Origin of the sequence: Agrococcus casei LMG 22410 (genome assembly GCF_900163565.1) — a bacterium.
Lineage (GTDB): Bacteria > Actinomycetota > Actinomycetes > Actinomycetales > Microbacteriaceae > Agrococcus > Agrococcus casei.
Window position 1 is genome coordinate 1 of sequence record NZ_FUHU01000040.1, and the last position, 8805, is coordinate 8805.

The following is an 8805-nucleotide window of genomic DNA, read 5'->3' on the forward strand; positions in this document are numbered from 1 at the left end:
ACGACCTGGCCCTCGCGGCCTAACCAGAACTGTCACCAGTTCCTGCATCAGACCCCTCCACCTCCGAACCCTCCAACGACCCCTGCCGAACATCCGGTGGCTCAGCACGGTTCATCTCTGCAACGTCGTTCACGATGTCTCCTCCTTCACTTCACTGCCGAACCAGCGCCCCACGGTCGACGGATGCACGCCCAGGTGCCGGGCAATCTGCTTGTTCGACCACCCCTCCACCTCCCGAAGCCGAGTCGCTTCCGCCCGCCGCGCACTCACCGGCAGCACCTCGACCGGCGACGTCGGCGTCGGCGCGTCTGCCAGAACCGATACGGCGTCACGGGTCACTGCCTCAGTGCGCTCACCCAGCCCCAGGCCCGGCGGTTCCTCACGCGCATCGGTAGTCGTCGTGGCGGGGCGGGTGAGGATGACGGTCAGGTGGGTGATCGCCAACAGCACCAGCGGCGGAATCGCAGCGACCGATGCGGCAAGCACGCTGGGGACATCGGTGTCGGCGGCGATGATCGCGTGGATCGCGTTCGCCGTCACCGACACCACCGCCCCCGCGGCAAGAAGCGTCCAGGGGTACCAGGTGGCGCGGTGCTGGTTGGCGAGAGCGACAACGGCGACGGTTGCGACGACGATGATGCCGTCCACGATCAGCGGCCACGCCCACGCCTGCCCCTCATCAATCCCTGACCGCCGCGCGAGATCAGCAAGAGCGGTGAACGATAGCCAGAATGCCCCAGCGGCGATGAACACGGTGCCCGTGATCGCCGTCACCACCGCCAACCGGCGCCCTCTCGGCTGCCCAACCTCGGCGACGTTCATGAGAGCACCCGCCCTGGTGATTCACGCACGAGACGCCGCTCATTGGACACGGTGTCGACAGCGCGGGGTACGGGGTGGGTGGTGCGGTAGGCGGAGCGGATCGTCGCCATGATCTCCCGCGAACCCAACCCCGCGTGTTCTGCCGCTGGCCCGAGGGCTTCGAGGGTCGCATCGGGTGGGGTGCCGGCTTCGGCGAGGCGGCAGGCAGCCCAGAACAGGCCCCGGTTCCGCTCACCCTCACTACGCCCCGCCACCCACCCCGCGAGCACCTGCGCATCCGAACCCCGCTGCTCAAACCGTGACGCACGGATGCGGTCGAGTCGGATCATGGTGCGGGGGTCGAGGAAGTCACGCAGCCGCGCCGCATCAACCGGGGCCGGGGTGTTGCCGGCGACGATCAGCCGATACGGGGCCCGCACCCCGCCGGGACGCAGCACACGGGAGGGTGGGGCGATGATGTAGCCGCCGTCACCCCGAAAATCGATGTGCGCCTCGGATGCCTGCCACGACGACTGTGACCGTTCTGGGTCTGCCGGGTAGTAGGCGTGCAGCCCGCCGGAGGGGGTGCGCACGAGCGCCGCCCACCCTGCGGCAAGGCCTTCACGGTGTGCTGCACGGAAGGCTGGGAATCCGGTGCCGGTGGAGTGCAGGTCGACATCGACGACCTCCACCCCGGACGCGGCGCCGGTCGGGACGCCGATGTTTGCCGCCGGCCACCGCCGCCACCACTCCGATACCTGGGCAAGGTCAGTGGCGGCGTCGTGGAAGCCGCGGCGCACCAGCGGACGCTTCTCACCAGGAACACACGGGAACACTGGAACTCCCGCAGCGGCGAACCGTGCCGCAGCCTGCGGGAGCGGCATCCGACCGACCTCGGAGAACAGATCAACGGCACCCATCACAGGCTCCTCGCCGAAGAGGTGACCGGGCGGCGGGGTTCCTCGGCCGACAAGTCAGCCGCAGCATCGACCATCGGCGCGGGAGTCTTCTTCGCGGAGGGATCACGGCCGAGACCAGGAGGATCACCGTTGCCGATCTGCGCGGTCGGGAGCTGATCGAGAATCGCGGCGGCCGTCTTCCGGACGCTTTCGCCGGTGGCTTGGACGACCTCGACCGGGGACTTCTCCGGCACCGTCGCTGCCCACCCCGACACATACGGCACCGTGTAATCACTCGTGTCCTTGCCGTGCGTGGCAGCGACCATCAACGCCACGGAGTCCGCCTCGACCTCGCCGATTCCGCGATGCCCCGTCGCATCCGGATTGTCAGGCCCGTGGAGGAGGACGTGGGCGAGCTCATGCACGAGGGTCTTCACTTGCGCTGCGTCGGGCATGTTCTCCCGCACCGCCACCGTCTTCGCGCTGAAGTCAGTGAGGCCGTTGGCGCCGTGGATCATGCCCTCGTGCGGTACTCGCATCACCGTGAACCCTTGCGCTTCGACCTGCGCGGCGACGCCCTCCCAAAGCCCATCGGGCGCCTCACCTTCGAGCAGCCGAGGTGACGGTGGTGTAGGGATCGGATCGCCCGCAGTCTGCGAGACATCCCAGACGTAGGCGGGGCGAACCCCGACCATGCGGGAGCGCACCGCCTCACCCGGCTTCGGCTTCTCAAACCTGCCGAGCCTGCGCCACGACTCCGCCACCTTCGGCGTGAACGACGCGAACCGGCCCGTGACCGGGGCGAGGATCATGTACCCCGACTGACCTTTCTCGACTTGCCGACCGAGCGCCTGCCACTGTTTGAACCCCGCCACATACGACGGCACCGGCTCCGGCACCCGGCCTGCCTCGAACGCGGCCTGATGCTGCACGAAGATCAGCAGCGTGTTGTTGAACGAGCGAGCACGAAACCTGGCCGCGAACTCCAACGCCTGCTTCCAGTCCTCACCCGACACCAACGACTCCACCGCGCCGGTGAGCTGTTCATGCAGGGCGTCGAGCTTCGCATCGCGTGCTGCGCGTTGCTGCTCGGTGGTTGCCATCGTTGTCCTCCTTCCGCGAGGCTCCGCACACGGCGGGTGACCTCTGCGACCAGAAGGTGCGCGAAGGAACTCAGAGACGACAATTGAGACGGACGACGGACAAGTTTGTGAGCGACCGTCAGGTGCATCACTGGACCCGACGTGGTCAGCCCTGGTCTACCACCTGTTCAAAAGCATCTCTCGGACTGCTGGCTTTCGCGACAGGATCCTCTGAGAAACATGGCGTTTCTGTCGTAGATTGAGCAGGCTGGGTTCGCCTATAGTTTTTGCGATAGCGTTGCGGATTGACCCCCGCCCGTCGCCGAAACTGCATCGAGCCATATGCGGGATCCTCCCAGCCAACTTCTTGGCATATACGAGAGATGGGCAGATCTGTTTGTCGTAGCAAGTCCGCCATACGATCAGTCCTAAGTATCCTCAAGAACGCAGACGGTGTCTTTCCATAGGCCTCAATGAAAACGCGCCGTAACTGTGATTCTGAGAGATGAACAGACTGGGAAAGCTCGCTTAGGGTCCAACGGCGTGAGATGTTCCTGCGCAGCTGCTCCGCCACACTACGCGCCTCAGATCTAGTAGGACGATGAAGAGGTGCGAGACTCTGGGCACCTGCTCCAGATCGATCAGTAGATTCCTTGCGGGCTTTCAACGTCGGAACAACTTCGTCAAGAAAAATCGAAAGCAGTGCTTGGAATCGATGAAGTCTACTTTCAGAATTCCCGCCTTCACTGAGGCATGCCAGCTCATCCAAGATCCGCGAGAGCCTCAATACGGCTCGCTCCCCGAAATGGATTAGCTGAATAGGTTCAGGATAATGCGTTTCGATAAACCAGACGACGTCTCTACGAGTAATGAACTTATCAGCATGCTGCCAGAACAGTTGGTCGAGCACATAGTCCTCATTGACGTATACGGTTGTTGCTGAGACCGACTCTTGAGGTATGGTGCCGCAAATCGTGTTTGGGCTGACAATCGCGATGTCGCCGACGGCAACGTGATACTCATCATCTTCACTCAGTAGTCGTGCTTGTCCGCTCCGAACCACAACAAACTTGACACAGCCATATGCAACTGGGGCCACCTCTTGGTTAAAAATCGTGGTCGCGGCATGGAAAGGTACATGCCGCTGTCGTCCTCGCTCACTGGCACCCATCTCCATCTGCGCTCAAGCTCTCGCCGCACAAGGTCTTCCGCGCATCACCACCATGACTACTTGAGGCAAAATCAGCGGGAGCCCGAAAAACCCTGAAGCCGAAGGCTGTTGTAGACCACAAGCACGGAAGACAGCGCCATAGCACCCGCTGCAATGAGAGGGTTCAGGAGTCCGGCTGCCGCAATCGGAATTGCCGCGACGTTGTAGCCGAATGCCCAACCAAGATTTACCCGGATTGTTCTCAGCGTCTTTCGGGAGAGCGCGATGGCGTCCGGGATGACTGCAAGATCGTCTCGAACAAGGATGATATCTGCGGACTTGAGGGCGATGTCCGAGCCGTTGACCATCGCGAGACCGAGGTCTGCGGCGGCGAGCGCGACGGCGTCATTGATGCCGTCGCCGACCATCGCGACCCGTTCTCCTTGGGCTTGGAGGGCACGCACGGTTTCGGCTTTGTCGGTAGGAAGGACCTCGCTGAGGGCGGTGTCGATTCCGAGTTGTGCGGCGGTGTAGTCGCCTGCGGCCTTGGAGTCACCTGTCAGGAGCACGGTTTTGAGTCCCTGCTTCCGGAGAGCGTCGACGGCATTCTTGGCCCCAGGCTTGATGGTGTCGGCGAGGTTGATAGCGCCGATCAGCTTCCCATCGACCGCGACAAAAACCGTGGTCTCGGCGGGATTCTCGTGAAGTTCTATCCCGTTCGGTTCGTTGGAGTTCAGGGCTACGCCATGCTCTGCCAGAAGCGCCCTGTTGCCGACAATGGCGAGTTTGCCAGAGACCGTCGCTGTCGCTCCCTTCCCGGGAACGATATTGAAATCAGTTGCGGACTCTAGATCCGTAATTTGCTTCTTTGCTGCGGACAGGATTGCGCGTGCAATGATGTGCTCTGAGCCCTGCTCGACTGAGGCTGCGATGCGGAGTAAATCGTGTTCTTGGATGTGTTCCGCGGTGGCTGTGCCCGTCACTGTCATGGTTCCGGCGGTCAGTGTGCCGGTCTTGTCCAGGACGACTGTGGTGATGGTGCCGCTTGCCTCGAGTGCGTCTTGTCCTTTGACGAGGATGCCGAGGCTGGCACCTCGGCCGATACCTACCATGAGCGCGGTGGGCGTTGCGAGGCCGAGTGCACAGGGGCAGGCAATGATCAGGACGGCGATGCCGATGCCGAAGGCGTCTTGGAATGCGGTGCCCGCAAGCGTCCATGCGAGTGTCACGAGAATCGCGAGGGCAATGACTGCTGGAACGAAGTAGGTGGTGATGCGATCTACGAGTGTCTGCACTCGGGCCTTACGAGATTGCGCTTGTTCGGCGAGCGCGGCCATCTGCGCAAGTTGGGTATGCGCTCCGACAGAGGTTGCGCGTACTTCTAGTCTTCCGTTCGTGCTGATCGTTCCACCGACGACGCTGTCTTCAGGACTGAGATCTTTCGGGACAGGTTCCCCGGTCAACATGCTGGTGTCCACTGATGCGTATCCGGCACTGATCGTGCCGTCCGCAGGAATTGTCTCGCCTGGAAGGACGACGAAAGTATCTCCGACGCGCAACGACGCGGCCGGTTCGATGCTTTCGCTGCCGTCTCGGGTAATGCGCACGTGGGTAGCGGCAAGCTGACCCAGCGCACCGAGAACGTCTCCTGCTTTTCTTCTGGAGCGTGTTTCGAAGTAGCGCCCAGCGAGCTGGAATGTCGTCATCCCGGCAGCGACATCGAGGTAGATGGAGTTCGCACCTTCCGGGGTGGCTCCGAAGCCGAGCCAGTATCCGGCGCCGTCCTGCCCGATACCGAGCAGAAGGGAGGTGACCGCCCAGCCGAACGATGCTGCGATGCCGAGTGACACGAGGGTGTCCATGCTGACATTCCCGTGGCGTAGGTTGCGGAGTGTGGCTTTGTGGAACGGCCAGGCAGCCCATGTAACGATGGGTAGGGCGAGCAGAATGCAGAGCCATTCCCAGCCGGGGAAGCGCCAGCCCGGAACCAATGCGAGAACGATCGTGATATCCATCAGTGGAACTGTGAGTATCGCGGCGACGAGGAGCCTACGCCGCAGGGATGTGATCCTCACTTCTGTTGCGCGCCTCGACCAGGCGTCATCGGCATCGTCGTGAACGCGCGCTCCGTATCCGGCCTTCTCTACACGACGCACTGCTAGGTCGGCCTCGTCGGGTGAGAGCCCAGTGAGAATCGCTCGTTCTGTCGCGTAGTTCACACTTGCCGTCACCCCATCGAGTTGCCCCAAGGCACGCTCTACTCGACCCGCGCATGCGGCGCAGGTCATGCCGGAGATATCGAGTTGAAGGGGATCCGTGGCGCTCTGTTGGATCGTCATGAGCTGCTGCCTTCCTCCGTGCCGGGAACTCGTGGCCCTCGCAAGTTGCGAGCTTGTCGAGCACTGAGCTTTTCAAGCATCCGGTTGTAGTCGTCGAACTCGTCATCGAGCCCCGCATCGAGGTGACGATCTTTGCGGCGTGCGTCCTTCGCGTCCTGTCTCGACCACTGCACGCCGAGCGCGATGATGACGAGGAGGAGAGGGATTTCCCCGCCTGCCCAGGCGACGCCGCCTCCCAAGTATTGGGAGGCCTTGAGGTCGGCCCAGGGCAAGGCTAGATAGCGATAAAAATTTTCAGCGATGATGTCCCCGCCGGACATCAGGATGACGCCGAAGAAGGCGTGGAAGGGCATTGCGGCAAGTACGAAGCCGAGTTTGCCGATGTGAGGAAGGGGTCGTGGGGGCCGGTCTACGCCGATGACCAGGCCGTAGAAGAGGTAGCCCGCGATGAGGAAGTGCACGTTCATGAGCTGGTGGGCCCAGTGGAATCGCATGTACTCGCCGAAGATTCCCGAGAAGTAGAGGCCGTAGTACGAGCCGACGAACAGCGCAAAGACGATCAAGGGGTTGTAGATGAAGCGAAGCACACGCCAGTGCAGTGCCCAGGTGACCCAGTCATGGATCCCAGCAGGTCGTTTCGGGTTCGACCTCGTTGAGCGTAGGAGGAGCGTGACGATGCCGCCCATAACGAGGAGGATCGGTGCCAGCATGTTCAGGCTCATATGCACGATCATGTGGATGCCGAAATCCGGAGCGGAGTATTTGCCGAAGCCTGAGCTAGTGACGAACGCCACGACGATCCAACCGCCAATCCAAGCCACGGTCCGGCCTGCCGGCCATGCGTCCCCGCGGCGACGGAGTGTGTTCACCGCGACGAGATAGACCGTCACAGCGGCGACCGACAGAAGCAGGAAGAGGATATTCGGACGCCAGTGCGTGAACAATACGAGCGGAGTGGGCGCTTCGGTCACCTCGAACCCTAGGAAAACTTGCGAGATGCTCGTGGGAACGAAGTAGTGCGGAGGTGGAAAGCGAGTCATCGCGGCCGTGATGCCCACCCAACCGGCGATCGCGACGGCAAGACCTCCGAGCAGGCGGGAGAGCCGTTTCTCGTTGATGCGCCGGTGCCGCCAGATGGACCATGCGTACACCGTCACTCCGCAGATGAGCGCGAGACACACCCATCGTGCAAAGATCTGCCAGCCGGTTACTGAGTCGAAAAGGCCGGTTCCCGTCAGCTTGAACCATGCGAGAAGGACATCGGCTCCGACGACGACTGGCAGAGCGAAGACGAGGAACAAGAACAGTCGCGGGAGGATCTCAGGCGAGATCAAACGACCGGATGCGACCCGGATCGCCGCGAGCAGGATCACGCCGAATACTGCGCTCGTGAGGAGCGACTGGTAGACGCCCGCGTCGCTTCCGAAGTCGTGTTCAGGTCCAACCAGGATCTGGCCGACGACAACCGGAGCCAGCACGCCGAAGCAGGCTGCCCATAGCGGAATCAGCAGCCCCGTCCACTGTTCTACGAACATGCTGAAGAAGAACACCACGAGGGCGGCCAGCAGTGTCACTGTCCACGCCTTGGGGAAAGAGCTTGCCTCGTAAAGAAATGACAAGGAGCTCGATGTCCCCAATCTGGCGAAGGGCTGCCCATTGCTATCGAGCATGGTGAGAAACACCATTGCCGCCGCCGCAGACGCCCACACCCCGGAGCTGACTTGGAGCACTTTCAGTTCAAGCGGGCTTCGCAGAAGATCAGCGTTTCGACCTCGCGCGTCCCGGAAGAACAGCAGAGTCAGTAGCGCACCGACGGTCACCATTGCTGCAGCATCAGCGGTGGCCTGACCTACTGCCGTGAGAACTCCGACATCAAGTCCCGGAAAGCTCCGGCGAAGCATGTCGTATGGCTCCTGCCCAACGAGCACTGTGACCAGCGGTGCGGGAACCAGGACGAGCGCACCGCAGAGGACTGCAACCACACGGACGAGTACTGCATTCCGTGCGACGATCGCGGGGTCGACCGAGGAAGATGCAGTGCGAGATGACGAGAGGGCAGCAGTCAAGAGCTTTCGTTCTCCCACGACACGAGTTCGAAGCCTGCCTCCGAAACGGCTCCTTCGATAGCCGTCCGTTCGACCATGTCGCCATAGTGCAACACGACCGCTCCCGATGCTGCGTTGACGTCTGCGCCAATCACTGCATCGACCCTCAGGAGCTCAGCGGTGAGCGCCTGCTCGCAGTGGGCGCAGGTCATTCCGTTCACGCGGAACTCCAGTTCATTCATCGGGGCATGAGCCTTTCGCTTCATCTGACGCAATCACTACTAAGTCTACGACATGTCGAGATGCAGGAACTCTCAGGACACTCGCAGCAACTACGTCATGTAGAGTTACTACGTCTTGTAGTGCTAATAGGAGGAGGCAGACGTGATCGTAGAGCAGGGTAACGACGACACCGGGCCGTCCCCTTCATTCGGTCCGGTCGCTGTGCGAGTCGTCGGTTTCCGATTGATGGGTGCATTGCCGAGCGTA

At 62.0% G+C, this 8805-nt stretch carries 7 protein-coding genes; all 7 read right to left on the reverse strand.

The genetic code is table 11. The features are described 5' to 3' along the window. Nucleotides 1–129: 129 nt before the first annotated feature. A complete protein-coding gene (locus tag CZ674_RS09810) occupies nt 130–822 on the reverse strand; it encodes a DUF2637 domain-containing protein (RefSeq protein WP_200810086.1) in 693 nt (230 codons plus the stop codon). Next, nucleotides 819–1721, reverse strand: a complete 903-nt coding sequence (locus CZ674_RS09815; protein WP_086992349.1) for a bifunctional DNA primase/polymerase — start codon at nt 1719–1721, stop codon at nt 819–821. The genes CZ674_RS09810 and CZ674_RS09815 overlap by 4 nt, the downstream gene beginning before the upstream one ends. Next, nucleotides 1721–2803, reverse strand: a complete 1083-nt coding sequence (locus tag CZ674_RS09820; protein WP_086992350.1) for an ArdC-like ssDNA-binding domain-containing protein — start codon at nt 2801–2803, stop codon at nt 1721–1723. Before CZ674_RS09820 ends, CZ674_RS09815 begins: the two co-directional genes overlap by 1 nt. A 145-nt stretch (nt 2804–2948) precedes the next feature. Continuing rightward, nucleotides 2949–3959 carry a helix-turn-helix domain-containing protein gene (locus tag CZ674_RS14615; protein ID WP_086992351.1) on the reverse strand — a complete coding sequence of 337 codons (1011 nt, stop codon included), beginning with the start codon at nt 3957–3959 and terminating at the stop codon, nt 2949–2951. A 65-nt stretch (nt 3960–4024) separates the two neighbouring features. Continuing rightward, entirely contained in the window at nt 4025–6271 is a 2247-nt protein-coding gene (locus CZ674_RS09830; RefSeq protein WP_086992352.1) for a heavy metal translocating P-type ATPase, read from the reverse strand. Beyond that, the gene (locus tag CZ674_RS09835; RefSeq protein WP_234988543.1) at nt 6268–8094 is read right to left on the reverse strand and encodes a cytochrome c oxidase assembly protein; all 1827 of its coding nucleotides are present in this window, start codon (nt 8092–8094) and stop codon (nt 6268–6270) included. Before CZ674_RS09835 ends, CZ674_RS09830 begins: the two co-directional genes overlap by 4 nt. Nucleotides 8095–8333: 239 nt before the next feature. Continuing rightward, the gene (locus tag CZ674_RS09840) at nt 8334–8582 is read right to left on the reverse strand and encodes a heavy-metal-associated domain-containing protein (RefSeq protein WP_086992353.1); all 249 of its coding nucleotides are present in this window, start codon (nt 8580–8582) and stop codon (nt 8334–8336) included. Between the last annotated feature and the right edge of the window lie 223 nt (nt 8583–8805).